Raw genomic sequence first — 22,247 nt, 5'->3', positions numbered from 1 at the left:
GCCGGTGCCACACCGCCCGCCGGGTCAGAGCTCCGTGCGGGCGGACCGCCACGGGCGGCACAGGCCGAGGAAGCAGGCGAGGGCCAGGACGGCGCAGACGATCTGGACGACCGCCATGGGGACGGCGGTGTGCTCGCCGGCGATGCCGACGAGGGGGGAGGCGACGGCGCCGACGAGGAACGAGGTGGTGCCGAGGAGCGCGGAGGCCGATCCGGCGGCGTGCGGGGTGCGCATCAGGGCCAGCGCGTTGGTGTTCGGCAGGGCGACGCCCATCGCGGACATCAGGACGAAGAGGCAGGCGGCGATCGGGAAGAGGCCGGCCTCGCCGAAGACGCCGCTCGTCAGGAGGAGGAGCGCGAGCGAGGCGAGGAAGATCGTCCCCAGGCCCCAGGCCAGGACCTTGTCGAGGCTGACGCGGCCGACGAGGAGCTTGCCGTTGATCTGGCCGAGGGCGACGAGGCCGACGGAGTTGAGGCCGAAGAGCAGGCTGAAGGTCTGCGGCGAGGCGCCGTAGATCTCCTGGACGACGAACGGCGAGGCCGAGATGTAGGCGAAGAGCGTCGCGAAGCCGAAGCCGCCGGCCAGCATGTATCCGGCGAAGACCCGGTCGGCGACGAGGCCGCGCATGGTGCGCAGGGCCGCGCCGACACCGCCCTGCTGCCGGCGCCCGGCCGGCAGCGTCTCGTCGAGGAACCGCCAGACGACGACGGTGAGCAGGACGCCGATCACGGTGAGGACGTGGAAGACGCCCCGCCAGTCGGTGATCCGCAGGATCTGGCCGCCGATGAGCGGGGCGACGATCGGCGCGGATCCGGAGATCAGCATGAGGGTGGAGAAGAAGCGGGCCATCTCGACGCCGTCGTACAGGTCGCGGACGACGGCCCGGGCGATGACGATGCCGGCGGCTCCGGCGAGGCCCTGGAGCAGTCGGAAGCCGATGAGGAGTTCGGCGGTGGGGGCGAGGGCGCAGACGGCGGTGGCGAGGACGTACACGACCATGCCGACGAGCAGCGGCCGGCGGCGGCCCCACTTGTCGCTCATGGGGCCGACGACGAGCTGGCCGAGGGCCATGCCGGCGAGGCAGGCGGTGAGGGTGAGCTGGACGGTCGCGGCGGGCGCGTGCAGCGCGCCGGTGACCTGCGGCAGCGCCGGCAGGTACATGTCCATGGAGAGCGGGGGCAGGGCGGTGAGTCCACCCAGGACGAGGGTGACGAGCAGCCCCGTCCGCCGGGTGGCGGTCACCGCGGGCGCCGTTTCGGTTATGTGCCCCGGTGTTGTCTTCTGGCCGCTCTCGGGCATCGACTGCTCCATTTCGTTTGAAACCTTGCCTATGCTCTCAGCTCGATCGGCATGGTCGGCACCTCGTGGGAACGGATGGACAGCATGGGAGAAGCGGTGCGCTGGGGGATCCTGGCGACGGGTGGCATAGCCGAGCGGTTCACCACGGACCTGCTGACGCTCGACGGCGCAGAGGTCGTCGCGGTGGCGTCCCGCACGGAGGCGTCCGCGCGGGCCTTCGCGGACCGGTTCGGAATCCCGCGCGCGTACGGGGAATGGGCCGGGCTCTTCGCCGACGAGGACGTCGACGTGGTGTACGTGGCGACCCCGCACCACGCCCACCGGGCCGCGGCGGGCCTCGCCCTGGAGGCCGGCAAGGCGGTGCTCTGCGAGAAGGCCCTCACCCTCAACGCCCGGGAGGCGGCGGAACTCGTCGCCCTCGCCCGGGAGCGCGGCCTCTTCCTCATGGAGGCCATGTGGATGTACTGCAACCCGCTGATCCGCCGGCTCGTCGAACTGGTCCGCGACGGCGCCATCGGCGAGGTCCGCACCGTGCAGGCCGACTTCGGGCTCGCGGGCCCCTTCGACGCCGGCCACCGGCTGCGGGACCCCGCGGTCGGCGGCGGCGCGCTCCTCGACCTCGGCGTGTACCCGGTGTCCTTCGCACAGCTGCTGCTCGGCGAGCCGTCCTCCGTCCAGGCGCACGCGCTGATCTCCCCCGAGGGCGTCGACCTCAACACCGGCATGCTGCTCGGCTGGGAATCGGGCGCCTCCGCGCTCCTCTCCTGCTCCCTCGTCGCGGACACCCCGCTCACCGCGTCCGTGACCGGCACGCTCGGCCGCATCGACGTCCCGCGCGGCTTCTTCTTCCCCGAGCGGTTCACCCTGCACCGCCACGGCGCCGAGCCGGAGGAGCACACCAACGAGGACGACCCGCACTCGCTCCGCCACGAGGCCGCCGAGGTCATGCGCTGCCTGCGCGCCGGCGCGACCGAGTCCCCCCTCGTCCCCCTCGACGGCTCCCTCGCCGTGATGCGCACCCTCGACGCCGTCCGCGAGCGCGTCGGCGTCCGCTACCCGTCCGAGGTCGCGGCCGCACGGGTGTAGGCGCCCGGGGCGTCCACGGCGGGGCATCCACGTGTCGGACGGATGCGTTCACGGGGCACGCGTCTCGCGTACGCTGCGCGCCCATGAGCATCGCAGTGGTGACGGGAGCGGGATCGGGCATCGGCCGGAGCGTGGCTCTGGCACTCGCGGGGGCGGGCTGGTCCGTCGCCCTCGCGGGCCGCCGGGCGGACGCGCTGGCCGGGACGGCGGCGGCCCTGCCGTCCGGCGACTTCCTGACCGTCCCCACGGACGTGACCTCGGCGGAGGAGGTCGCGGCCCTGTTCGCGGCGGTGCGCGACCACTACGGCCGCGTCGACCTGCTCTTCAACAACGCCGGTACGTTCGCGGGCGGCGGCGTCCCCGTCGAGGACCTGGACCCGGACACCTGGCGGGCGGTCGTCGACGTCAACCTGACCGGCGCGTTCCTCTGCGCCCAGGCCGCCTTCCGGACCATGAAGGACCAGAGCCCCCAGGGCGGCCGCATCATCAACAACGGCTCCATCTCCGCCCATGTGCCGCGCCCGCACTCCATCGCGTACACGGCGACGAAGCACGCCATGACGGGCCTGACCAAGTCCCTGTCCCTCGACGGGCGGCCGTACCGCATCGCCTGCGGCCAGCTCGACATCGGCAACGCGGCGACCGAGATGACGGCCCGCATGCAGACCGGCATCCTCCAGGCCGACGGCCGGATGGCGGCCGAACCGGTGATGGACGCGGCGGACGTCGCCGCCACCGTGGTCCACATGGCGGGCCTCCCGCTGGAGGCGAACGTCCAGTTCGCGACGGTCATGGCCACCGCCATGCCGTACATCGGCCGGGGATGACCCCCGGCCGACGCCCGCGGGCCGCTACGCCTGCCCGGTCTCGAAGCGGGAGACCTTCCCGCCGTCGACGGTGAACTGCCACTTGGTGCGCATCTCGCCCCAGGTGTCGTTGCGGTAGCGGGCGACGAGCACGAGCCCGTCGCCCTTCTCGGACTCGACCTCCATGTGCCCCCGCGAGGAGAACACCTCCTTCTCCGTCCACGCCTCCAGGTCCCGCTCCGAGCCGTCGTCGGACATCGTCGCGCCCGGCGCGAGCGCCGCCCGGAAGGCCTCCTGGTCGTTGGCGTTGAGGGCCGTGACGAAAGCGCGCACGGCGGGGTCACTGAGCTGGTTCACGGGAATCGTCATCCCCCACCCGTACACCCGGCGGACCCCACCGCCCGGACGCCCCGGCCGTGAGGTCCCTCCGACAGCCGTCCCGGCCCGCGAGGTCCGACGGCGACACGACGAAGGGCCCCGACCGGGTCTCCGCCCGGTCAGGGCCCTTCTCGCGATGGCCGACAGACGAGTCGGGCTGTACGCCGGGTTCTGTGCCCCGGGACCTCGCGGTCGTCGGGGCGACGGCCATCCATCTAGGACCGGCGTTGCCGCCGGCCTCCTGCGGTCTACCCGCGGACTCGGGCGAGCAGCCCTCGAACATCCGCGCAGGGACACCGGGGTGTCCCCTCTTGACCTTGCTCCGAGTGGGGTTTACCTAGCCGCCTGAGTCACCTCAGGCGCTGGTGGTCTCTTACACCACCGTTTCACCCTTACCGAGGACCGAGGTCCCCGGCGGTCTGTTTTCTGTGGCACTGTCCCGCGGGTCACCCCGGGTGGCCGTTAGCCACCACCCTGCTCTGTGGAGCCCGGACGTTCCTCGGGGAGATCCGGGGATCTCCACGCGGCCGCCCGCCCGGCTCGTCTGCCGTGCCGACCATGCTACCCGCCGGGGGCCGGGCGCTTGACCTTGCCGCGGCGTCAGGGTTTCTACTGGGCGGCATGCGTATCGGCGAGATCGCCGCACTCGTGGGGGTCACCCCCAGGGCCGTGCGGCACTACCACCAGTCGGGGCTGCTGCCCGAGCCCGCGCGGCGGGCGAACGGATACCGGGAGTACGGGGTCCGGGACGCCGTGCTCCTCGCGCGGATCCGGCGGCTGACCGAACTGGGGCTCGGTCTCGACGAGGTGCGGGACGTGCTGGCGGACGACGAGGGGAGGGGGCTCGTGGAGGTGCTCGAAGAGCTGGCGGAGGACCTGGCACGGCAGGAGGCGGTCATCCGGGAGCGGCGGGAGCGGCTCGTCCCGCTGCTCGCGGAGGCGCGGGCCGGGCGGCTGCCCGCCGAGGGACCCGTGTCGGCGGAGCTCGCCGCGCTGCTCGCGGGCCTGGGCGAGCTGCCCGAGTCGCCGATGGCGGCGAAGGACCGGGAGATCCTGGCGCTGCTCGACGTGGTCGTGCCGGAGGAGGAGCGGGCCCGGCTGATCGGCCTGATCGGGGGAACCGCGCGGCACGCGCACGAGGTGTACCCGGCGCTCGACGCCCTCGCCGGGGCCGCACCGGACGATCCGCGGGTCGCGGAGGCGGCCCGGATGCTCGCCGCCTGCCTGCCGGACGAGCTGGGGGTGGACATCCCGCCCGCCGGGTCGGGGGACGGCTCCTCCCTCGCCGACACGTTCTTCGCGGACCTCGCCCCGGCCCAGTCGGCGGCCGTCCGCATGGCGATCCGCCTGGTCCGCGAGCGCGGGGAGCGGAACCGATGACGGGCCCCCGCGCGGCGGCTCGCGGGACCGCCGGCCGCCCCCGGCCCGTGCGGCTGCTCCGCCTCTTCGCGTACGTCGCGCTCCCCGCCGAAGCGGTCCTCGCCGTCCTGCTGGTCGGCGGGGTGCGGATACCCGGGGCGGTGTGGGCCGCCGCCGAGGCCGCCGCCGTCGCGCTGCTGCTCGCGGAGGGCCTGGCCTACCGGGGGCTGCGGCGGCGGGGGCTCTCCCGCCGGGCGGCCGTCGCGGAGCTGGTGCCCGAGCCGGTGCTGCGGCTGATCGGGCACGAGCTGCGCCTGACGGCGAGCCTGGCGCGGTGGGTGGCACGGCGCCCGCACGGGGTGGAGGGCGCGGACGGGGTCTTCCCGCACGCGCGGGACCAGGCGGCGCTGATGTACGGCTTCGCGTTCGTGTGCCTGGTCGAGACGGCCGGGATGTCGTACCTGCTCGCCGACTGGCCTCTGGTGCACGCGGTCGTCCTCGTCCTGGACGTGTACACCGTGCTGTTCGTCCTCGGGCTGCACGCCGCGTCCGCGACCCGTCCGCACACGCTCGGCGGGGGCGTCCTGCGGGTGCGGCAGGCCGCGCACGTCGACGTGCGGGTCCCGGTCGACCGGATCGCGGCCGTCCGCCACGAGTCGCTCTTCACCCACGAGAAGGCCGACGGCGAACTGAACCTGGCCGTCGGCTCGCAGACCTCCGTCACGGTCGAGCTGACCGAGCCGGTCGACGCGCCCCGGCTGCTCGGCGCGCCCCGGCCCGTCCGCCTGATCCGGCTGCACGCCGACGACCCGCGCGCCCTGGTCGGGGCGCTCACGCGGGCGCGAACAGCACCTTCGCCGATCCCGGGTCCGCCTCCGCGAGCCTGACCCGCAGCCACTCCCCGAGCGGCAGGTGGGACTCCCCGCCGGCGATGCGGGCGACGACCGCCGGGTCCTCCAGGTGGACGGTGCCGACGGCCGGTTCGCGCTCCTTGACGTCGATCACGTACGCGTCGAAGATCTCGCCGATCCGGTCCCGCAGGAGGGCCGCCTCGACGATGTCGACGCTCTCCCGTTCGACGGTGTTGGCGCGGCGCGAGCCGGTCGCCATCTCGTCGGGGAGGGCCGGCAGGGCGGCCCGTACCCACTCGGGGGGTTCGTCGCCCGCCACCGCGGACACGCACAGCTCGCCCGCGTACCGGTCGACGAGCCGGCGCAGCGGTGCGGTGCAGTGGGTGTACTCGTCGGCGACGGCGGCGTGCACGGCCGGGGTGGGGACGTGGCCGTCGGTGAAGACGGTGTACCCGGCGCCGCGCAGCAGGGTCGTGCACTCCTGGAGGAAGGCGGCGTGCCGCGGGTCGGTCGGGTCGGCGGAGCGGACGACGTCCGCGTACGAGACGTGGTGCGGCCAGTCGACGCCGAGGGCGTGCGCGGAGCGGCGGAGGCGGGCGACGGCGCCGTCGGGGGCGGTGGGGAGGGTGCGCAGGATGCCGGTGCCGGCGGCGGTCATGAGGTCGGCGGCGGCCATGCCGGTGAGCAGGGAGATCTGGGCGTTCCAGGCGTCGGCGGGGAGCGGGGCCCGGTAGGCGAGGGAGTAGGTGTGGTCGGTCTCGACGACCTCCTGTTCGGGGACGTTGAGGGAGATCCCGCCGCGTTCGACCTCCAGGGCCTCGCGGAGCCGCCCGATGTCGCGGAGCAGGGCCAGCGGCTCCTCGGCCGTGCCGTCGTCGATCCGCCGCTGGACGGTCTCGTAGTCGAGCTTGGCGCGGCTGCGGACGAGGGCGCGGCGGACGTCGGTGGCGACCCGGCGCCCCTGGGCGTCGAGGTCGATGCGCCAGAGGAGGGCGGGGCGGGGTTCGCCGGGGAGGAGGCTGGCGGCGCCCTCGGAGAGGACGGCGGGGTGGAGGGGGACCCGGCCGTCGGGGAAGTAGAGGGTGAGGACCCGGCGGTGGGCCTCGGCGTCGAGCGCGGAGCCGGGGGCGACGAAGGCGGCGACGTCGGCGATGGCGTAGTGGACCCGGTAGCCGCCGTCGGCCCTGCGGGCCAGGTGCATGGCCTGGTCGAGGTCGGTGGAGGTGGGCGGGTCGATGGTGAAGAACGGGAGGTCGGTCGCGTCGTACGAGGGGAGGCGGGGGTGCTTGGCGGCCTCCTCTGCCTCGGCGAGGACGGCCGGCGGGAAGGCCTCGGGGATCGCGAGCTCGGTACGGAGTGCGCGCAGGGCGGCCCGCAGCGGAGCCTCGGCTGCGCCGGTCACGTGGATGTGGCGGCGTGGCATGGACCGAGCGTATGGCGCGGCGGGGTCCCCGGCACTTTGTACGCTGGACGGCCGGGGCCGCACCCCCACCCCGTACGGACGAAGGAGAACCACCGTGCTCGTGCTGTTGCCGCCCTCCGAAGGCAAGGCCTCCTCGGGGCGCGGGGCGCCGTTGAAGCCGGAGTCGCTGTCCCTGCCGGGGCTCGCGGAGGCGCGGGCGGCGGTCCTGGACGAGCTGGTCGAGCTGTGCGCCGCCGACGAGGAGAAGGCGCGCGAGGTGCTGGGCCTGAGCGAGGGGCTGCGCGGCGAGGTCGCGAAGAACGTGGAGCTGCGGACGGCGGGCGCGCGCCCGGCGGGCGAGGTGTACACCGGGGTCCTCTACGACGCACTGGGTCTGGCGACCCTGGACGCGGCGGCCCGGAAGCGGGCCGACCGGTCCCTGCTGGTGTTCTCGGGGCTGTGGGGCGCGGTGAGGGTGACGGACCGGATCCCTTCGTACCGCTGCTCGATGGGCGTCAAGCTGCCGGGCCTGGGTGCGCTGGGCGCGCACTGGCGGGGTGCGATGGCGTCCGTGCTGCCGGAGGCGGCCGGGGACGGTCTCGTCCTCGACCTGCGCTCGTCGGCGTACGCGTCGGCGTGGAAGCCGAGGGGCGAGGTCGCGGCGCGGACCGCGACCGTGCGCGTGCTGCACGCGCCGACCCGGAAGGTCGTCAGCCACTTCAACAAGGCGACGAAGGGCCGGATCGTCCGGAGCCTCCTGGAGGCGGGTGCGGCACCCGCGTCGCCCGCGGAGCTGACGGAGGCCCTGCGGGATCTGGGGTACGTGGTGGAGGACGGCGGGAAGGCGGGGGCGCTGGACGTCCTGGTGGACGAGATCCACTAGCTCCTGTTGCACGCTGCGCAACGCTCGTTGCGGGTCCTGCTCGCCCTGGGCAGGATGAGGCCCATGACGAGCGTGTTCGGCCTTGCCCCGGAAGCCCCCGACGTCCCCGTCGTCCCCGTCGTCGTGATCGAGGACGCCGCCGACGCCGTACCCCTGGCCCGCGCGCTGGTCGCCGGCGGACTGCCGCTGATCGAGGTCACCCTGCGCACCCCGGCCGCGCTCGACGCCGTACGGGCCATCGCGGCCGAGGTGCCGGAGGCGGTCGTCGGCGCGGGCACGGTCGTCTCGGCCGCCGGGGTCGCGGACGCCGTCGGCGCCGGCGCGCGGTTCCTCGTGAGCCCCGGGTGGACCGAGCGGCTGCTCGACGCGATGCGGGCGTCCGGCGTCCCCTTCCTGCCGGGCGTCTCCACCACCTCGGAGGTCGTCGCCCTCCTCGAACACGGGGTGCGGGACATGAAGTTCTTCCCCGCCGAGGCGGCGGGCGGCGTCCCGTACCTGAAATCCCTCGCGGGCCCCCTCCCCCACGCCCGCTTCTGCCCCACCGGCGGCATCTCCCCCGCCTCCGCCCCCGCCTACCTGTCCCTGCCCAACGTCGGCTGCGTCGGCGGTACGTGGATGCTGCCCCCCGACGCCCTCGCGGCCCGCGACTGGGCCCGGGTCGAGTCCCTCGCGCGCGGGGCGGCGGAACTGCGCCGGGGGCCCGGGGTGCCCGTCAGCGGGTGAGGCCGGTGAACTCCACGCCGAGGTGGTCGGTCACCGGGCGGTAGCCGAGGCGCTGGTAGAGGGCGTTGCTGGTGGGGTTGGCGAGGTCGGTGAAGAGCAGGACCTGGCCGGTGCCGGCGGCAACGGCGGCGCGGCTGACGGCGGTGGTGGCTCCGGCCGCGTAGCCGCGGCGGCGGTCGGCGGGCGGGGTGTAGACGAGGTGGACGCGGGCCTGGCCCTCGATCGTGCGGGAGACGGCGGCCATCGAGACCGGGCGGCCGTCGGGGGCCTCCCAGAGGTGCAGCCTGCCCTCGGTGATCCGCTCGGTGACGAAGGCCGTGTAGTCCTCGGCGGGCGCCTCGCCGAGGGACACCGCGAACTCCCTCGTCCACGCGGCGACGAGCGGCACGTCCGCCTCGGCGGCGAGCCTGCCCCGGCCCTCCGGCGCCGGGTCCGGCGGGGTGAGTTCGCCGAGCCGGAAGAGCCTCATCCGTCCGGTGACGCGCCACGGACGTGCGCACGCCTCCGCGTACGCCTCGACGGCGGCCGTCTCGCCCCGCAGGGCGACCGGGTGTCCTCCGGCCGGTGCGCCTCCCGGGGAGGCGAGCGCGTCGGCCCCGGCGGCGAGGGCGCGGGCCGCCTCCTCCGTCGCCGCACCGAGATCGAGGCCCGCGGCCGGGGAGTAGGCGAGCACACCCGTGACGCGGCCGTCGGGCTCCGCCCACCAGCCGAGCCGTTCCGCCCGGCCCATCAGGGTCAGCACGGCGGTGTTGCGGGCGGGATCGGCGGCCAGGTGCCGCGCGGCGGCGCTGCGGAACGCGTCGGCGTCCTCGGTGAAGTGCCAGGTCATGACGGGATGGTGATACGGGGGGCGGGGCCCGCGCCACCCGTTTGCCCGGGGCGGTGTCCTGCCCGGTCGGCAGGACACCCGCTAACCCCGCAGGTGGGAGGTGTCGTTGAGGAGCCGTACGGACGCGTTGCCGTCGGCGTAGTAGGCGACGGCCGACAGCGAGGCCGCGGAGAGCTCCATGCGGAACAGGGACTCCGGCGGGGCGCCGAGCGCCAGCCTGACCAGGGTCTTGATCGGCGTGACGTGGGTGACGAGGAGGACGGTCCGGCCCGCGTGCGCGGCGGCCAGCCGGTCCCGGGTGGCGGCGACGCGGCGGGCGACGGTCGCGAAGCTCTCGCCCCCGCCGGTCGGCGCGGCCTTGGCCGAGGCCAGCCAGGCGTCGAGGTCCGCCGGGTACTTCTGCCGGACCTCGCCGAACGTCAGCCCCTCCCAGGCGCCGAAGTCGGTCTCCCGCAGCCCCTGCTCGATCCGCACGTCGAGTCCGAGCCGGGCGGCGACGGCGGCCGCCGTCTGGCGGCACCGGGTGAGCGGCGAGCTGACGATCTCCTGGACGGTGCCCCGGGCGGCGAGCGCCTCCGCGACGGCCTCCGCCTGTCGCAGCCCGGCCGCGGACAGCTCGGGGTCGCTCCCCCCGCTCCCCGAGAACCGCTTCTCGGGCGTGAGCGCCGTCTCCCCGTGCCGCAGCAGCACGAACGTCGCCGGCGCCCCCATGTCGGGCCCGGTCCAGCCCTGGGCCGGGGCGGCGACCTCCGGTCGTACGGGCGCGGCGATGGTGTCGGGCACGGACGCCGGGGCGGCCGGCGCGTGGGAGCGCGCGGCGTGGCCCGTCGGGGCCGAAGCGCCCGCCTCGGCCTCGAAGTCTCCCGAGGCGGCGACGGCCTCGGCGGCGAACAGGCCGTCGTCCTCGCCGGCGTCGGGGGCCGCCGGGCGCGACGCGGCGGCCGGCCAGGCGCCGGAGCCCGTGGCCGTACCGCCGGGGGCGGAGCCGGGGCCGGGGCCTCCGGTCGTCCCCGCGGCGGTGGCCAGTGCGGCGCGGGCCTTGGCCGCGCCCGCCGTGGCGTCGCCGGGAGGGCCCGCGGGGGGCGGGGTGGCGGCGTTGCGGGCGGCGGAGGTGTCGAGGGCGGCCGTCGAGCCGGAGGGTTCCCAGCGGCGACCGAGCTTGGCCGCGTCCATGGCCTCGTTGGCGAGGCGGTCGGCGTGCTTGTTGCGCTCGCGGGGGATCCACTCGTAGCGGACGCGGCCGGCCGGGAAGACGCGCCCGGCCTCGGCCGCGAGCGGCTTCATGTCCGGGTGCTTGATCTTCCAGCGGCCGGACATCTGCTCGACGACGAGCTTGGAGTCCATGCGGACGTGGACGGTGGCGTCGGGGAAGAGCTCCCTGGCCGCCTTCAGGCCCGCGACCAGGCCCTTGTACTCGGCGACGTTGTTCGTCGCCACGCCGATGTACTCGGCCGCCTCCGCGAGCGTCTCGCCCGTGGCCGGGTCCAGGACCACGGCGCCGTATCCGGCGGGCCCCGGGTTGCCCCGGGAGCCTCCGTCCGCCTCGACGATCAGCTCGCGCGAAGACGTCATTACAGACCGGACTCCGAGGTGCGGACGAGGATGCGGCGGCAGTTCTCGCAGCGGACGACCGCGTCCTTGGCGGCGGCGCGGACGTCGTTGAGCTCGGTGATGTTGAGCTCGATGTGGCAGCCCTCGCACTTGCGCTGGTACAGCCGGGCCGCGCCGACGCCGCCCTGCTGCTCGCGCAGCTTCTCGTACAGCTTCAGGAGGTCGGCCGGGACGGAGCCCGCGACGACCTCGCGCTCCTTGGTGACCGTGCCGGCCTCGGCGTCCAGCTCGGCCTGGGCGGCGTCGCGGCGGGCGGTGGCGTCGTCGCTCTTGCCCTGCACGGCGGAGACCCGCTCGGTGAGCTCGGCGACGCGCTCCTGGAGGGACTCGCGGCGCTCCATGACCTCCAGGACGATCTCCTCGAGGTCGCCCTGGCGCTTGGCGAGCGAGACGATCTCGCGCTGGAGGTTCTCCAGGTCCTTCGGGGAGGAGACGGCACCGGAGTCGAGCCGCTGCTGGTCGCGGACGGCGCGCTGGCGCACCTGGTCGACGTCCTGCTCGGCCTTGGTCTGCTCGCGGCCGCAGTCGCTCTCCTCGGTCTGCGCGGCGACGAGCAGGTCGCGCAGCTGGGTGAGGTCCTTGGTCAGCGCCTCGATCTCGGCGTGCTCGGGCAGCGAGCGGCGCTTGTGGGCGAGCTGCTGGAGGCGAACGTCCAGGGCCTGGACGTCGAGGAGGCGGATCTGGTCGGCGGGCGCGGCATTCAGTTGGGGGCTCCAGGAGAGGTGTGGTGGGAGGACCAGGGGTCGGTGACCGTCTTCGAGACGTGGACGCGGAGGTCCCAGCCGTGACGGTCGGAGATCGAGTCGAGCTGGGCGGCGGCCTGCTCGCACCAGGGCCACTCGGTCGCCCAGTGGGCGGCGTCGACCAGGCCCAGCGGAGACTGCTGGGTCGCTTCGGAGACGGGGTGGTGGCGCAGGTCGGCGGTGAGGAAGGCGTCCACGCCCGCGGCCCGTGCGGCGCCGAAGAGGCTGTCGCCGGAGCCGCCGCTGACGGCGACGCGGCGCACGGTCATGCCGGGGTCGCCGGCGACCCGGATGCCCTGCGCGGTGGCGGGCAGCCGTTCGGCGGCGCGGGCGGCGAACTGGGCGAGGGTCTCGGGGCGGTCGAGCTCGCAGATCCGGCCGAGGTTGTTCTCGGGGACGAGGGGCCCGGTGACGCGGAGGTCCAGCGCGCCGGCGAGGGCGTCGGAGACGCCGGGGTCGGCGGTGTCGGCGTTGGTGTGCGCGACGTGGAGGGCGATGTCGTGCTTGATCAGGGTGTGCACGACGCGGCCCTTGAAGTGGCCGGCCGCGACGGTCGTCGTCCCGCGCAGGTAGAGCGGGTGGTGGGTGACGACCAGGTCGGCGCCGAGGGCGATCGCCTCGTCGGCGATGTCCTGGACGGGGTCGACGGCGAAGAGCACGCGGGCGACCTCGGCGTCGGGGTCGCCGCAGACGGTGCCGACGGCGTCCCAGGACTCGGCTCGCTCTGGTGGCCAGAGGGCGTCGAGCTCGGCGATGACTTCAGACAGACGGGGCACGGAGGAAAGGCTACCTGTCCTCCGTGCCCCCTTGCTCTGGCCGGAGTCCCGGCCTGTGGACAACCTCGTCCGGGCCTACTTGACCAGGTCCTCGCGCAGGTCGTCGAGGACGCTGTTCGCCGCGGTGACGCCGAGGCCGAGGTACCAGGTCTCGTCCGGGACGTCCTTGGCCCGGCCGGCCTTGACGGCCTTGAGGTTCTTCCAGAGCGGGTTGGCCTGGGCGGTGTCCTTCTTGGTGGCCTTGGCCTCGCCGTACACGCCGGTGAAGATCCAGTCGGCGTCGGCGTCGTCGATCTTCTCGGGGCTGATCTCGGCGGCGAGCTCGTCGATCTGCTGGTTCTTCGGCCGGGGCAGGCCGGCGTCCTCCAGGATCGTGCCGATGAAGGAGGCCTTGGCGTAGAGGCGGATCTTGCCGGGGAGGTAGCGGACCATGGAGACGGTCGGCTTGTCCGGGCCGATGTCCGTGCCGAGCTGCTCGGCCTTGGTCTCGTACGCGGCGAGCTTCTCCTTCGCCTCGGCGGTCTTGTCGAGCGCGGCGGCGTTGAGGAGGTAGTTCTCCTTCCAGGTGAAGCCCGGGCGGATGGAGAACACGGTCGGCGCGATCTTCGACAGCTCGTCGTACTTGTCGGCGGCGCGGAGCTGGCTGCCGAGGATGAGGTCGGGCTGGAGGTTGGCGATGGCCTCCAGGTTGAGGTTGTTGATGGTGCCGACGGACTTCGGGGTGCCGGCGTCCTTCTTCAGGTAGCCGGGGATGCCGTCGTCGCCCTCGGAGGGGGCGTAGCCGACGGGCTGGATGCCGAGGGAGACGACGTTGTCGAGCTCGCCGACGTCGAGGACGACGACCCGCTTGGGGGCGGCCTTGAGTTCGGTCTTGCCGAGGGCGTGGGTGAGGGTGCGCGGGAACTGCCCGGGCTGCGCTTCGGTGCCCATGGCCGCGGTCTTGGCGGCGGCGTCGCCGAAGTCCTTGCCGCCGGTGGCGACGTCCTTCTTCTTGGCGGCGTCCCCCTTCGCGGCGGGGTCGGCGGACCCGTCACCGCCTCCGCAGGCCGCGAGCGAGAGCGCGGCGGCGAGGGCGACGACGGCGGCGGTGCCGCGGCGGCGGAGGGACATGAGAAGGCTCCTGTACGGGTCGTCCTGGCGGAGGGTCAGCCTCCGCTTAGGTTCGCCTTACCTTACTCACCATGGGTCACTCCAGCACAACCGCCCCCGCACCCTCAGCCGAACCGCCGCACGACCACCCTTATGTGTGAAGTGACCCGGCTCGTGTTGTTCGGCTGGAAGTGCGAAAACTAGCTTCGTGGCCGGAGGTGACGAGTCGATGACAGCGTGTGCCATCGAGACCGCGGCCGAGGACGACGACCGCGACAGGGACACCGGGTGGCCGACGGGGTTCACGATCACGACGAACGGCGCGTACGCGGCCAGGCTCGCGGGCGCCGGGAACGCCCTGTACGTGGAGCGGTGGACCCTCGACGGCCCGGAGCCGTACGCCGTGCCGCTCCCCCTCGACCAGCCGGAGGAGCCGGGCACGCGACTGCTGCCCCTCGCGGACGGCCGGGTCCTCGTCGCCCGCCGGGTGGACGGACGGCGGAACACGTTCTCGCTGCTGTACCCCACCGGCCCCGCCACCGGCGAGCTCCAGCTCGGCGCGGTGGAGGCGCCCGGCTCCGAGCACCTGGTGCTCCTGCCGCCCGCCCCCGACGGCATCCGCGCGTACGCGATGTGCGTCGGCCCCGACACGACCACGCTGTGGCTGGTGGCGGGCGGGGCCTTCGGCCCCGAACAGGTCGCCGAGGTCAGGGGCCGCTGCTCGGGCGGCGTGTGGCTCGACCGCGCGGGCCGGATACTCGCCCTCGACCGGCGGCTCGACGACGGACCGGTGAAGGCCGTCGCCGTCGACCTGGAGCGGGGCGGGGAGGCGACGCCGCTGCTCCAGATCGCCGAGGACAGCGACGACCGGCTGCTCCTCGCCGACCCGGACAGCGGGCTGCTCCTGATCCGCTCCGACGCGCCGTCCCCGGGGCACGACCGGCTCGGCTGGGGCGTCCTCGGCAGCCTGCTGCCGGTGCGCTTCCCGGAGTGCCTGCGGCTCGACGACGCGGCGGTGACGCCGTTCGCGGTCCAGCCCGGACAGGTGCTGATGCCGGAGAGCTGCGCGGTGGCGCTGCGGATCGACGCGGCGGGCGGGAGCTGGGTGGGGACCTGGCAGCCCTCGTCCCGCCGGCTCGGCCAACTGGCCGCACCCGCGGGCTGGCTGGCCGGCGCGGGCCTGTGGACGGCCGAGGGCCTGCTGCGGCTGCCGTACGCGACGGCCGAGGTCCCGTGCGGTCTCGCCGCCGTCGAGCCCCCGCCGGAGCCCGCTCCCGAGCCGGCCGCCACCGCCGAGGAACCCCGGGTCTGCCGTCCGGTGCCGTTGCAGCAGGCGCCTCTGACGGACCGCAGACCGGCTGGCTAGACTCACTGGCCGCACAGCAGCAGAGAACACGTACGGGGTGAGTTCGACCATGTCGGAAGCAAGCACGGAGGGTACGGAGCCGCACGGCTCCGGCAAGCACCGGGGCGAGGCCTCGCCGGCGGAGGACTCCACGTCCTCGCCGCACGGCCGGCACCGCCGCGAGGCCGACGCCCTCGCGCAGTGAGGCGAACGGCGAAGGGCCCCGGGGTCTCCCCCGGGGCCCTTCGCCTTCCCCACCGCCCGGCGTCCCCACGCCCCGGCGTCCCCACCTCCGGACGTTCCCGCCGCCGGGCGCCCCTACCGCAGGGCCCGCGCCACCCCCGTGGCGCCGTCCGCCCGCCGGCCCCTGGCCACCCCCGTGACTCAGTCCTTCTTCAGGCCCAGCACCTCCGCCGCCGCGAAGGTCTCGCCCGCCGGGCGGGTCGCGTAGTGCGGGGTCAGCACGGCGTCGAGTTCCTCGTAGGTGAACGCCCCCTTGGCCGTGTCGAACTTGGCCGAGACCCGCGGTCGTTCCACGACGGCCACCATTCCGCCGTGCACGACGAGCAGCTGGCCGTTGACCCCGGCCGCCGCGGGGGAGGCCAGATAGCCGACGAGGGGTGCCACGTGCTCGGGCGACAGCGGGTCGAGCTCGCCCTCGCCGGGCTCGCCGAAGCCGGCGAAGACGTCCTCCGTCATCCGGGTCCTGGCCCGCGGGCAGATGGCGTTCGCGGTGACCCCGTACCGGGCGAGCGCGAGCGCCGTCGAGGTGGTGAGGCCGACGATGCCGCCCTTGGCCGCCGCGTAGTTGGGCTGGCCGGCCGAGCCGGCGAGGAAGGCCTCGGACGAGGTGTTGACGATCCGGCCGTAGACGCCGGTCTCGCCCGCCTTGGAGCGGCCCCGCCAGTGCACCGCGGCGAAGTGGGTGGTGTTGAAGTGGCCCTTGAGGTGGACCCGTACGACGGAGTCCCACTCGTCCTCGGTCATCGAGAAGACCATCCGGTCGCGCAGGATGCCCGCGTTGTTGACGAGGACGTCCAGCTTGCCGAACGCGGACACCGCCAGGTCGACCAGGGACCGCGCCGTCTCGAAGTCGGACACGTCGCCGAGGTGGGCGACCGCACGCCCGCCGGCCGCGCGGATCTCCGCGGCGACCTCCTCGGCGGGCGCGGCGGAGGCCTCGCCCGAGCCGTCGCGGCCGGGCTGCCCGTAGTCGTTGACGACGACGGCCGCGCCGAGCCGGGCCAGTTCCAGGGCCTCGGCGCGCCCGAGGCCCCGGCCGGCGCCGGTGACGATCGCGCTCAGCCCTTCCAGGGGGAGTGACATCTCGCGGGGTCCTCTCAGATCTCGATGCAGGTACGGAGGGCGACGCCGGTCCGCATCTGCTCCAGGGCCTCGTTGATGCCCGCCAGCGGTACGCGGTGGGTGATGAGCGACTCCAGGTCGATGCGGCCCGCCCGCCAGAGCGCGATGGCCCGTTCGTACGAGCGGAGCACGTCCCCGCCGCCGTACATGGAGGGCAGGATGCGCTTCTCGTCGAAGAACAGCTCGAACATGCTGAGCTGGAGGTGGTCGTCGAGGGCGCCCGCGCCGACGACGCAGAGGGTGCCGCCGCGCCGGGTCGTCTCGTACGCGGTCCGGGCGGTGGCGGACTTGCCGACGACCTCGAAGACGTAGTCGAAGCCCTCCCCGCCGGTGACGCGCTGCTTGGCGTCGGCGAGCGCGTCCGGGGCGACCGCCTCGGTGGCGCCGAACCTCAGCGCGGCCTCGCGCCGGGACTCGACGGGGTCGACGGCGACGATCTGGGCGGCGCCCTGGAGCTTGGCGCCCTGGATGGCGGAGATCCCGACGCCGCCGCAGCCGATGACGGCGACCGACGAACCCGCCTCCACCTTCGCGGTGTTGATGGCGGCGCCGAGGCCGGTGGTGACGCCGCAGCCGATGAGGGCGGCGATGTCGTAGGGCACGTCGTCGGGAATGGGGACGGCGCAGCCCGCGTCGACGACCACCTCCTCGGTGAAGGTGCCGGTGCCCGCGAAGCCGAAGACGTCGCCGCCGGGGCGCTTGAAGTTGGGCACGCCGGCGTTCATGAAGCCGGCCAGGCAGAGCTGGGTCTGGCCGCGCTTGCAGGCGGGACAGCTGCCGCAGGCGGGCAGCCAGCAGAGCAGGACCCGCTGGCCCTGGGCGAGTCCGGTGACGCCGTCGCCGATGTCGAGGATCTCGCCCGCGCCCTCGTGGCCGGGGATGAAGGGGGCGGGCTGCGGCAGGACGCCGCTCATCGCGGAGACGTCGGAGTGGCAGAGTCCGGTGGCCCGGACGCGGATCCGCACCCTGCCGGGGCCGAAGCCCACCGCCTCGACGTCGTCGACGACCTCGAGTTTGTCCTGGCCGATCTCGTGCAGTACGGCTGCGCGCATGGTGCGGCTCCAATCAGACGGGTCAGGAGTGCTCGACGACGGTGTCGGCGAGTACGGGGGCGTCGTCGCGCTCCACGGCGGTGACCGTCACCTGGACGGCGCCCTCGCCGGCCCACATCCGGACCCGGAGGGTCTCGCCGGGGAAGACGACGCCGGCGAAGCGGGTGCGGTAGGCGCGGACCCGGGTGACGTCGCCGTCGAGCAGGGTGTCGACGACGGCCTTGAGGGTCATGCCGTACGAGCAGAGGCCGTGCAGGATCGGCCGGTCGAAGCCGGCGAGCCGGGCGAACTCCGGGTCCGCGTGGAGCGGGTTCCAGTCGCCGGACAGCCGGTAGAGCAGGGCCTGTTCCTCGCGGATCGGCCGTTCGGCGACGGCGTCGGGCTCCCGTTCCGGGACCGGGAGGCGCTCGGAGGGGCCGCGGTCGCCGCCCCAGCCGCCCTCGCCCCGGACGAAGATCTGGGCGTCGCTGGTCCAGAGCGGCCCCTCGTCGTCGGCGGCCTCGGTGCGCAGCACGAGGACGGCGGCCTTGCCCTTGTCGTACACGGCGGCGACGCGGGAGGTGGAGACGGCCCGGCCGCCGGTGGGGACGGGCCGGTGGAGGGTGATCGACTGGCCGCCGTGCAGGACGGCGGCGAGGTCGATGTCGATGCCGGGGGCGGAGAGTCCGCCGACGACCCCCATGCCGGCGCCCGCGACGGTGGCGAAGCTGGGCAGGACGTGGAGCCGGGACTCCAGGGTGTAGCGGAGTTCGCCGGGGTCCGTGGCGGGGCTCGGCTTGCCTGGGAGCGAACCGGCTCCGAGGCCGAGGTGGTAGAGCTGGACGTCCTTGTGGTCCCAGGAGATCTCGGCGCTGCGGGGTTCGGCGGCGACGGCCTTTGCGGGGTCGATGGGCATCGGGCTGCTGCTCCTCGTGGCGGTGAAAGACCTCGGCGCGACCGTCCGCACCGTCGGTCACGCCGAGGCCGTGCGGGACCTCCCCGGAACGGCACTTCTAGAACGCGTTCTAGGTCGGTGGACCCCATGTATAGCCCAGCCGGGGGGAGTTGGGAACCCTCCCGGCGGCAGACTTCTGACGATACGTCAGAAGTCGCTTGCCGGGCCGACCCGGGACATTTGTCACGGCCAGGTCCGTACATCCACGCCTGCCGGGACCCCGCCCCGGATTCGTAGCGTCGTCCCATGACGACAGACACCCCGCACGACCCGGCGGTCTCCTTCGGCGCCGTGACCAAGACGTTCGGCACCGTCCGCGCCGCCGACGGCCTCGACCTCACCGTCCGGCGGGGCGAGACCGTGGCCCTGCTCGGCCGGAACGGCGCCGGCAAGTCCACCGCCATCGGCCTCCTCCTCGGCCTCGACGAGCCCGACAGCGGCCGGGTCGCGCTCTTCGGCGGGACCCCGGACCGCGCCGTGGCCGCCGGCCGGGTCGGCGCGATGCTCCAGGAGGGCCGGCCCGTCCCCCGCGTCACCGTGCGCGAACTCGTCGGCTTCGTCGCCCGCACCTACCCGTCGCCGATGCCGGTCGCCGAGGCCCTCGCGCTGGCCGGACTGACCGAACTGGCCGACCGCCGCGTCGACCGGCTCTCCGGCGGCCAGACCCAGCGGGTCCGCTTCGCCGTCGCGCTCGCCGGGAACCCGGAACTGATCGTCCTCGACGAACCGACGGCCGCCCTCGACGTCGAGGCCAGGCAGGAGTTCTGGGACTCCATGCGCGGCTACGCACGCCGCGGCAACACCGTCCTGTTCTCCACCCACTACCTGGAGGAGGCCGACGAGCACGCCGACCGGATCGTCGTCCTCGACTCCGGCCGCATCCTCGCCGAGGGGACCAGCGCGGAGCTCAAGCGGGCCGCCGGCGGCGGACTCGTCTCCTTCGACCTGGCCGGCGGCCCGACCGACTGGCTCGGCCTGCTGCCCGGCGTCACGTCCTTCGAGATCCGCGGCGACCGCGCGCGGCTGCGGAGCACGGACCCCGACGACACCGTCCGCGCCCTGGCGCAGCGGGACGCGATCCGCTCCCTGGAGGTCGCCCCGGTCTCCCTGAACGACGCCTTCCTCAGCCTCACCCGGAACCCGCACACCGCGCCCAAGACCCTGGAGACCTCGCGATGATCACCGCGTACGTACGCCTCGAAGTGCTCCGCACCCTGCGCGACCCCGGATTCGCGATCTCGACGATCGGCGTCCCGGTGATGATGTACCTCCTCTTCACCAACCTCGGCGCGGACGACAGCGCGTACCGGACGGCCGCCATGGTCGGCATGGCCGCGTACGGCGCGCTCGGCGCCGCCCTCTCCGTCGGCACCGGGGTCGCCGAGGACAAGTCCACGGGCTGGCTGCGGCAGCTGCGGATCACCCCCATGACGCCCCGCCAGGTCGTCACCGGCCGCGCCCTGACCGGATCGGTGGTCGTCCTCCCCGCCATCGCCGGCGTCCTCCTCGCCGGCGGCCTCGCCAACGGCGTGCGGATGGACGCCTGGCAGTGGCCGGTGGTCGCCGTCACGCTCTGGCTCGGCTCCCTCCCCTTCACCCTCCTCGGCATCGGCAACGGCTACCGGCTCACCGCCCAGACCACCGGCGTCGTCAACGTCGCCTGCAACCTCGGGCTCGCGGTCGTCGGCGGCCTCTGGTTCCCCGTCGCCCTCTTCCCCGACTGGCTCCGCACCGTCTCCGCGTACACCCCCACCCACCGCTTCGCCGAGCTGGGCGTGGCCGTGACGGACGCGACGGCGCCCGGAGCGGCGGCCCTCGCCGTCATCGCCGTGTGGGCGGCGCTGTTCGGAACGTACGCGGCGGTCTCGTACCGCCGTTCGGCGAGGACGGTGTAGGAAATGGGCATGGGCAACGGGTGGCGACCGCGGAGCACGGGCGTACGGGAAAGGGCACGGGCGCGCGCGGACCGGGGGCCGACCGGGATGAGCCTCCTCCCCTGGCTGCTCATGGGGCTCGGCGCGCTCTCCCACCTCACCGGCGGCGAGGCGCCGAACCCGTGGATCGGCGGCCTCGGACTGCTCGCCTTCAACACGCTGTACATCGCAGTCGTCCTCCGCGCCTTCGACGCGCGCGCCAGGGAGGCCCCCCTGACCTGGGTCCTCCTGGGCACGCTCGGCGCCCTCACCCTCGCGCTCGGCATCGGCTACGGCCGCGAGTGGCTGCTGTTCTTCCCCCTCCTGGGCCTCGCCGTCGGCGCCGTGGTGCGCCGCGGCAGGCTCCTGCGCGTGATCACCGTCCCGCTGGTCGCGGTGGCCGGCCTCGTGACGTTCTGGCGGGACGGCTGGAACTCCATCGGCATCGTGTACGGCACGTTCATCTCGGTCATGGTCACCGCGACGATCCTCACCCTCGACGAGACGGTCCGGCAGCTGCGGGCCACCCGCGAGGAACTGGCCAGGACCGCCGTCGAGAAGGAACGACTGCGCTTCTCCCGCGACCTGCACGACCTGCTCGGCCACACCCTCTCGGTGATCGTCGTCAAGACGGAGGTCGTCCGCCGGCTCGCCCCGCACGACCTCGACGCCGCCCTCGACCAGGTCCGCGACATCGAGTCGGTGGGCCGCCAGGCCCTCACCGAGATCAGGGAGGCCGTCACCGGCTACCGCGAGGGCAGCCTCGCCACCGAACTGGACCGCGCCCGCGACGCGCTCTCCTCGGCCGGCATCGAGCCGGTGGTCCGCCGCTCCGGCCCCCTCCTCGAACCGGCCGCCGAGGCCCTCCTCAGCTGGGTCGTACGGGAGTCCACCACCAACGCGGTCCGCCACAGCGGCGCCACCCGCTGCGAGATCGCCCTCGCCGGCACCGCCGAACGCGTCCGCCTCACCGTCACCGACAACGGCCGCGGCCCCGCCGGCACCGCCCCGGGCAGCGGCCTGCGCGGCCTGCGCGAGCGGGTCGCCGCCGCAGGCGGCACTCTTGACTCGGGACCCGCCCCCGGGGGCGGGTTCCAGGTCGCCGCGGAACTCCCCGTGGAGGCCCCGAGCCCGCACGAGGGGGAGCCGCCGCAATGATCAGAGTCCTGCTGGCCGAGGACCAGGGCATGATGCGCGGCGCACTCGCGCTCCTGCTCGGCATGGAGCCGGACATCGAGGTCGTCGCCCAGGTCGGCCGCGGCGACGAGATCGTCGACGCGGCCCTCCTGTCCCGGCCCGACGTGGCCCTCCTCGACATCGAACTGCCGGGCCGCTCGGGGCTCGACGCGGCGGCCGACCTGCGCGACGAGGCGCCCGACTGCCGGGTCCTGATCCTCACGACCTTCGGCCGCCCCGGCTACCTGCGCCGGGCGATGGAGGCGGGCGCCGTCGGGTTCCTGGTCAAGGACGGGCCCGTCGAGGAGCTGGCCGAGGCGGTCCGCAAGGCCCTGCGGGGCGAGACGGTCATCGACCCGGCGCTCGCCGCCGCGGCCCTCGGCGCCGGCCCGAACCCCCTGACCGCCCGCGAACGCGATGCCCTGGCCGCCTCGGTGGACGGCGCGACGATCGCCGACATCGCGGCGGCCCTCCACCTGTCGGAGTCCACCGTCCGCAACTACCTCTCCTCGGCGATCGGCAAGACGGGCACCCGCAACCGCATGGAGGCGGTCCGCGCGGCCCGTCAGCAGGGGTGGCTGTAGGGGGCTGTAGGGGCGGGTGCTCTTCAGGACCTCCGGGGGCTTC

The 22,247-nt window shown here is 74.4% G+C and carries 23 protein-coding genes and 1 other RNA gene; 12 read left to right on the top strand and 12 right to left on the bottom strand.

From position 1 onward, the window contains the following. Positions 1 to 24 precede the first annotated feature (24 nt). The gene (locus ACFCY7_RS02780; RefSeq protein WP_376480799.1) at positions 25 to 1,299 is read right to left on the bottom strand and encodes a Bcr/CflA family multidrug efflux MFS transporter; all 1,275 of its coding nucleotides are present in this window, start codon (positions 1,297 to 1,299) and stop codon (positions 25 to 27) included. An 84-nt stretch (positions 1,300 to 1,383) separates the two neighbouring features. Between ACFCY7_RS02780 and ACFCY7_RS02775 the strand changes: the two genes are divergently transcribed. Beyond that, the gene (locus ACFCY7_RS02775) at positions 1,384 to 2,385 is read left to right on the top strand and encodes a Gfo/Idh/MocA family protein (protein ID WP_376480675.1); all 1,002 of its coding nucleotides are present in this window, start codon (positions 1,384 to 1,386) and stop codon (positions 2,383 to 2,385) included. Between the two features lie 83 nt (positions 2,386 to 2,468). Beyond that, the gene (locus ACFCY7_RS02770; protein WP_376480673.1) at positions 2,469 to 3,212 is read left to right on the top strand and encodes an SDR family oxidoreductase; all 744 of its coding nucleotides are present in this window, start codon (positions 2,469 to 2,471) and stop codon (positions 3,210 to 3,212) included. 24 nt (positions 3,213 to 3,236) lie between these two features. Here the strand turns inward: ACFCY7_RS02770 and ACFCY7_RS02765 are convergent, their stop codons facing one another. Further along, on the bottom strand, positions 3,237 to 3,560 hold the full coding sequence (locus ACFCY7_RS02765; RefSeq protein WP_376480672.1) for a nuclear transport factor 2 family protein: 324 nt from the start codon (positions 3,558 to 3,560) through the stop codon (positions 3,237 to 3,239). A gap of 153 nt (positions 3,561 to 3,713) precedes the next feature. Continuing rightward, positions 3,714 to 4,112, bottom strand: an RNA gene (gene rnpB / locus ACFCY7_RS02760) — RNase P RNA component class A. Between the two features lie 78 nt (positions 4,113 to 4,190). On the opposite strand from rnpB, the gene ACFCY7_RS02755 reads away from it, so the two are divergent. Then, positions 4,191 to 4,949, top strand: a complete 759-nt coding sequence (locus tag ACFCY7_RS02755; RefSeq protein ID WP_376480670.1) for a MerR family transcriptional regulator — start codon at positions 4,191 to 4,193, stop codon at positions 4,947 to 4,949. Next, entirely contained in the window at positions 4,946 to 5,815 is an 870-nt protein-coding gene (locus ACFCY7_RS02750; RefSeq protein WP_376480668.1) for a hypothetical protein, read from the top strand. The genes ACFCY7_RS02755 and ACFCY7_RS02750 overlap by 4 nt, the downstream gene beginning before the upstream one ends. Here ACFCY7_RS02750 and ACFCY7_RS02745 read toward each other — a convergent pair. Beyond that, on the bottom strand, positions 5,760 to 7,202 hold the full coding sequence (locus ACFCY7_RS02745; RefSeq protein WP_376480667.1) for an RNB domain-containing ribonuclease: 1,443 nt from the start codon (positions 7,200 to 7,202) through the stop codon (positions 5,760 to 5,762). The two genes, ACFCY7_RS02750 and ACFCY7_RS02745, sit on opposite strands and share 56 nt — an antisense overlap. Positions 7,203 to 7,296: 94 nt before the next feature. Here ACFCY7_RS02745 and yaaA point away from each other — a divergent pair, with 94 nt between their 5' ends. After that, positions 7,297 to 8,064 (top strand): peroxide stress protein YaaA, encoded by a 768-nt coding sequence (yaaA, locus tag ACFCY7_RS02740; RefSeq protein ID WP_376480665.1) that lies wholly within the window; start codon positions 7,297 to 7,299, stop codon positions 8,062 to 8,064. Positions 8,065 to 8,127: 63 nt separating this feature from the next. Continuing rightward, entirely contained in the window at positions 8,128 to 8,787 is a 660-nt protein-coding gene (gene eda / locus ACFCY7_RS02735; protein ID WP_376480663.1) for a bifunctional 4-hydroxy-2-oxoglutarate aldolase/2-dehydro-3-deoxy-phosphogluconate aldolase, read from the top strand. Here the strand turns inward: eda and ACFCY7_RS02730 are convergent. The 5 genes from ACFCY7_RS02730 to ACFCY7_RS02710 form a co-directional block, all read right to left on the bottom strand. Beyond that, complete coding sequence (locus ACFCY7_RS02730; RefSeq protein WP_376480661.1) at positions 8,777 to 9,616, bottom strand: GNAT family N-acetyltransferase; 840 nt, start codon at positions 9,614 to 9,616, stop codon at positions 8,777 to 8,779. The genes eda and ACFCY7_RS02730 overlap by 11 nt on opposite strands. An 81-nt stretch (positions 9,617 to 9,697) precedes the next feature. Continuing rightward, positions 9,698 to 11,188, bottom strand: coding sequence for a bifunctional RNase H/acid phosphatase (locus ACFCY7_RS02725; RefSeq protein WP_376480659.1), 1,491 nt, complete (start codon positions 11,186 to 11,188; stop codon positions 9,698 to 9,700). Beyond that, a complete protein-coding gene (locus ACFCY7_RS02720) occupies positions 11,188 to 11,931 on the bottom strand; it encodes a zinc ribbon domain-containing protein (RefSeq protein WP_376480797.1) in 744 nt (247 codons plus the stop codon). Before ACFCY7_RS02720 ends, ACFCY7_RS02725 begins: the two co-directional genes overlap by 1 nt. Then, a complete protein-coding gene (locus tag ACFCY7_RS02715) occupies positions 11,928 to 12,746 on the bottom strand; it encodes a Nif3-like dinuclear metal center hexameric protein (protein WP_376480657.1) in 819 nt (272 codons plus the stop codon). The genes ACFCY7_RS02720 and ACFCY7_RS02715 overlap by 4 nt, the downstream gene beginning before the upstream one ends. 75 nt (positions 12,747 to 12,821) lie before the next feature. Continuing rightward, positions 12,822 to 13,856, bottom strand: a complete 1,035-nt coding sequence (locus tag ACFCY7_RS02710) for an ABC transporter substrate-binding protein (protein WP_376480655.1) — start codon at positions 13,854 to 13,856, stop codon at positions 12,822 to 12,824. 208 nt (positions 13,857 to 14,064) lie between these two features. Between ACFCY7_RS02710 and ACFCY7_RS02705 the strand changes: the two genes are divergently transcribed. Next, positions 14,065 to 15,201 (top strand): hypothetical protein, encoded by a 1,137-nt coding sequence (locus ACFCY7_RS02705; RefSeq protein WP_376480653.1) that lies wholly within the window; start codon positions 14,065 to 14,067, stop codon positions 15,199 to 15,201. A 49-nt stretch (positions 15,202 to 15,250) separates the two neighbouring features. Next, positions 15,251 to 15,385 carry a hypothetical protein gene (locus tag ACFCY7_RS02700; RefSeq protein WP_376480651.1) on the top strand — a complete coding sequence of 45 codons (135 nt, stop codon included), beginning with the start codon at positions 15,251 to 15,253 and terminating at the stop codon, positions 15,383 to 15,385. 179 nt (positions 15,386 to 15,564) lie between these two features. On the opposite strand, the gene ACFCY7_RS02695 is transcribed toward ACFCY7_RS02700, so the two are convergent. From ACFCY7_RS02695 to ACFCY7_RS02685, 3 genes are read right to left on the bottom strand one after another with little or no spacing between them, the layout of a single operon-like run. Then, the gene (locus ACFCY7_RS02695; RefSeq protein ID WP_376480649.1) at positions 15,565 to 16,506 is read right to left on the bottom strand and encodes a 3-oxoacyl-ACP reductase; all 942 of its coding nucleotides are present in this window, start codon (positions 16,504 to 16,506) and stop codon (positions 15,565 to 15,567) included. 14 nt (positions 16,507 to 16,520) lie between these two features. Beyond that, positions 16,521 to 17,597, bottom strand: coding sequence for a Zn-dependent alcohol dehydrogenase (locus tag ACFCY7_RS02690; RefSeq protein WP_376480647.1), 1,077 nt, complete (start codon positions 17,595 to 17,597; stop codon positions 16,521 to 16,523). A 22-nt stretch (positions 17,598 to 17,619) separates the two neighbouring features. Next, positions 17,620 to 18,492, bottom strand: a complete 873-nt coding sequence (locus ACFCY7_RS02685; RefSeq protein ID WP_376480646.1) for a MaoC/PaaZ C-terminal domain-containing protein — start codon at positions 18,490 to 18,492, stop codon at positions 17,620 to 17,622. Positions 18,493 to 18,777: 285 nt separating this feature from the next. On the opposite strand from ACFCY7_RS02685, the gene ACFCY7_RS02680 reads away from it, so the two are divergent. The 4 genes from ACFCY7_RS02680 to ACFCY7_RS02665 are packed head-to-tail and all read left to right on the top strand — an operon-like array spanning position 18,778 to position 22,204. Next, positions 18,778 to 19,710 carry an ATP-binding cassette domain-containing protein gene (locus tag ACFCY7_RS02680; RefSeq protein ID WP_376480645.1) on the top strand — a complete coding sequence of 311 codons (933 nt, stop codon included), beginning with the start codon at positions 18,778 to 18,780 and terminating at the stop codon, positions 19,708 to 19,710. After that, positions 19,707 to 20,426 (top strand): ABC transporter permease, encoded by a 720-nt coding sequence (locus tag ACFCY7_RS02675; RefSeq protein WP_376480643.1) that lies wholly within the window; start codon positions 19,707 to 19,709, stop codon positions 20,424 to 20,426. The genes ACFCY7_RS02680 and ACFCY7_RS02675 overlap by 4 nt, the downstream gene beginning before the upstream one ends. 9 nt (positions 20,427 to 20,435) lie before the next feature. Beyond that, positions 20,436 to 21,602 (top strand): histidine kinase, encoded by a 1,167-nt coding sequence (locus ACFCY7_RS02670; protein WP_376480641.1) that lies wholly within the window; start codon positions 20,436 to 20,438, stop codon positions 21,600 to 21,602. Continuing rightward, positions 21,599 to 22,204, top strand: a complete 606-nt coding sequence (locus ACFCY7_RS02665; RefSeq protein ID WP_376480640.1) for a response regulator — start codon at positions 21,599 to 21,601, stop codon at positions 22,202 to 22,204. The genes ACFCY7_RS02670 and ACFCY7_RS02665 overlap by 4 nt, the downstream gene beginning before the upstream one ends. Positions 22,205 to 22,247: the final 43 nt, after the last annotated feature.

This window comes from Streptomyces sp. NPDC056361, assembly GCF_042262805.1.
Taxonomy (GTDB): domain Bacteria; phylum Actinomycetota; class Actinomycetes; order Streptomycetales; family Streptomycetaceae; genus Streptomyces.
This window is presented reverse-complemented; position numbering and strand designations above follow the sequence as displayed.

What these genes read in the sequence shown, in the direction of transcription:
- ACFCY7_RS02780 (WP_376480799.1), bottom strand. Translation starts at nt 1,299, where the DNA reads ATGCCCGAGAGCGGCCAGAAGACAACACCGGGGCACATAACCGAAACG.
- ACFCY7_RS02775 (WP_376480675.1), top strand. Translation starts at nt 1,384, where the DNA reads ATGGGAGAAGCGGTGCGCTGGGGGATCCTGGCGACGGGTGGCATAGCC.
- ACFCY7_RS02770 (WP_376480673.1), top strand. Translation starts at nt 2,469, where the DNA reads ATGAGCATCGCAGTGGTGACGGGAGCGGGATCGGGCATCGGCCGGAGC.
- ACFCY7_RS02765 (WP_376480672.1), bottom strand. Translation starts at nt 3,560, where the DNA reads ATGACGATTCCCGTGAACCAGCTCAGTGACCCCGCCGTGCGCGCTTTC.
- ACFCY7_RS02755 (WP_376480670.1), top strand. Translation starts at nt 4,191, where the DNA reads ATGCGTATCGGCGAGATCGCCGCACTCGTGGGGGTCACCCCCAGGGCC.
- ACFCY7_RS02750 (WP_376480668.1), top strand. Translation starts at nt 4,946, where the DNA reads ATGACGGGCCCCCGCGCGGCGGCTCGCGGGACCGCCGGCCGCCCCCGG.
- ACFCY7_RS02745 (WP_376480667.1), bottom strand. Translation starts at nt 7,202, where the DNA reads ATGCCACGCCGCCACATCCACGTGACCGGCGCAGCCGAGGCTCCGCTG.
- eda (WP_376480663.1), top strand. Translation starts at nt 8,128, where the DNA reads ATGACGAGCGTGTTCGGCCTTGCCCCGGAAGCCCCCGACGTCCCCGTC.
- ACFCY7_RS02730 (WP_376480661.1), bottom strand. Translation starts at nt 9,616, where the DNA reads ATGACCTGGCACTTCACCGAGGACGCCGACGCGTTCCGCAGCGCCGCC.
- ACFCY7_RS02725 (WP_376480659.1), bottom strand. Translation starts at nt 11,188, where the DNA reads ATGACGTCTTCGCGCGAGCTGATCGTCGAGGCGGACGGAGGCTCCCGG.
- ACFCY7_RS02710 (WP_376480655.1), bottom strand. Translation starts at nt 13,856, where the DNA reads ATGTCCCTCCGCCGCCGCGGCACCGCCGCCGTCGTCGCCCTCGCCGCC.
- ACFCY7_RS02705 (WP_376480653.1), top strand. Translation starts at nt 14,065, where the DNA reads ATGACAGCGTGTGCCATCGAGACCGCGGCCGAGGACGACGACCGCGAC.
- ACFCY7_RS02700 (WP_376480651.1), top strand. Translation starts at nt 15,251, where the DNA reads ATGTCGGAAGCAAGCACGGAGGGTACGGAGCCGCACGGCTCCGGCAAG.
- ACFCY7_RS02695 (WP_376480649.1), bottom strand. Translation starts at nt 16,506, where the DNA reads ATGTCACTCCCCCTGGAAGGGCTGAGCGCGATCGTCACCGGCGCCGGC.
- ACFCY7_RS02690 (WP_376480647.1), bottom strand. Translation starts at nt 17,597, where the DNA reads ATGCGCGCAGCCGTACTGCACGAGATCGGCCAGGACAAACTCGAGGTC.
- ACFCY7_RS02685 (WP_376480646.1), bottom strand. Translation starts at nt 18,492, where the DNA reads ATGCCCATCGACCCCGCAAAGGCCGTCGCCGCCGAACCCCGCAGCGCC.
- ACFCY7_RS02680 (WP_376480645.1), top strand. Translation starts at nt 18,778, where the DNA reads ATGACGACAGACACCCCGCACGACCCGGCGGTCTCCTTCGGCGCCGTG.
- ACFCY7_RS02675 (WP_376480643.1), top strand. Translation starts at nt 19,707, where the DNA reads ATGATCACCGCGTACGTACGCCTCGAAGTGCTCCGCACCCTGCGCGAC.
- ACFCY7_RS02670 (WP_376480641.1), top strand. Translation starts at nt 20,436, where the DNA reads ATGGGCAACGGGTGGCGACCGCGGAGCACGGGCGTACGGGAAAGGGCA.
- ACFCY7_RS02665 (WP_376480640.1), top strand. Translation starts at nt 21,599, where the DNA reads ATGATCAGAGTCCTGCTGGCCGAGGACCAGGGCATGATGCGCGGCGCA.